We start from the raw sequence: 1,515 nt of genomic DNA, 5'->3' as shown, positions 1-1,515 counted from the left end.
CGCGCGTGCGAAGCGCGTTCGGCGTGGAGCTGCCGCTGCGCGCCCTCTTCGAAGCGCCCACCGTCGCATCCCTCGCCATGAGGGTGGACGAGGCCCGGCGCGTGAAGCAGGGCGACGCGGTGCCGAAGCTCGTGGCGGTGGAGCGCACAGCGAATGACCTGCCGCTGTCGTTCGCGCAGCAGCGCCTGTGGTTCCTGGATCAGCTCCAGCCCGGGAGCGCGTCGTACAACATGACGTCCGCGGTGCGGCTGTCGGGCACGCTGGACGTGCCGGCCCTGGAGCGGACGTTCCTGGAGCTCGTGCGCCGGCACGAAGCCCTGCGGACGACCTTCCAGACCCGTGACAGTCAACCGGTCCAGCGCATCTCCGCCCTTGGCGCGTCCGTCCTGGAGCAGGTCTCCGTCCAGGGCCAGACCCCCGCCGACCAGGACGCCGAAGCACGCAAGCGCGTGGAGGCAGAGGCCGCGCGTCCGTTCGACCTCGCTCGGGGCCCCTGTTCCGCGCGACGCTGCTGCGGCTGACGGACACGGAGCACGTGTTGGTGCTGGTGATGCACCACATCGTGTCGGACGGCTGGTCCATGGACGTGCTGGTCCGGGAAGTGGCGGCCCTGTACGGCGCCTACTCCCAGGGCCGCGCGTCGCCACTGCCGGAGCTGCCCGTGCAGTACGCGGACTACGCGGCGTGGCAGCGCGGCTGGCTGCACGGCGAGGTGTTGGAGAAGCAGTTGTCCTGGTGGCGTGGACAGCTGGAGGGAGCCCCGCACGCGCTGGAGCTGCCCACGGACCGCCCGCGTCCGGCGGTGCAGGGCATCTCCGGTGCGAGGACCGCGCTCCAGCTCCCCAGGGCCCTGGAGGAGGCGGTGCTCAAGCTGGCGCGCCAGGAGGGCGCGACGCCCTTCATGGTGGTGCTGGCGGCATGGCAGGTGTTGCTCGCGCGCTACAGCGGACAGCAGGACATCAGCGTGGGCACGCCCATCGCGGGTCGTAACCGCACGGAGCTGGAAGGCCTCATCGGCTTCTTCGTGAACACGCTGGTGCTGCGCACGAAGCTGGAGTCCGGCACGAGCTTCCGGCAGGTGCTGCGCCAGGTGCGCGAGACGACCCTGGGCGCCTACGAACACCAGGAAGTGCCGTTCGAGAAGCTGGTGGAGGAGCTCAAGCCGGAGCGCGACCTGAGCCGCTCGCCGCTCTTCCAGGTGATGTTCACGTGGCAGACCGAAGCGGTTGCCACGAACACCTCGGGAGAGGTGCGTCCGAACAGCAGCCTCACCCTGCGTTCGCTCCAGACGGAAGGGACGACCGCGAAGTTCGACCTGACGCTGGGAGTGGCGGAGACGGGCCAGGGCCTCGCGGCATCGCTCGAGTACAGCACGGACCTGTACGACGCGGAGACGGCGCAGCGGATGCTGAGCCACCTGGGCACGTTGCTGGCCGGCATCACGCGGAACGCGGACGCGAACCTCTGGAGCCTGCCGTTGCTGGAGGCCGAGGAGCGTCAGCAGGTGCTGGAGCG

Annotated in this window: 1 pseudogene; it reads left to right on the top strand. The window is 70.2% G+C overall.

Annotation, left to right across the window (positions count from 1 at the left end):
• Nucleotides 1–77: 77 nt before the first annotated feature.
• Nucleotides 78–1,515 (top strand): annotated as a pseudogene (locus tag ACLEQD_RS43165) (condensation domain-containing protein); the annotation flags it as partial.

The sequence above is a fragment of the Corallococcus sp. 4LFB genome (assembly GCF_046520365.1).
GTDB classification, from domain to species: Bacteria; Myxococcota; Myxococcia; order Myxococcales; family Myxococcaceae; genus Corallococcus; species Corallococcus caeni.
The sequence above is the reverse complement of the archived record's forward strand: the minus strand, read 5'-3'. Positions and strand labels throughout refer to the sequence as shown.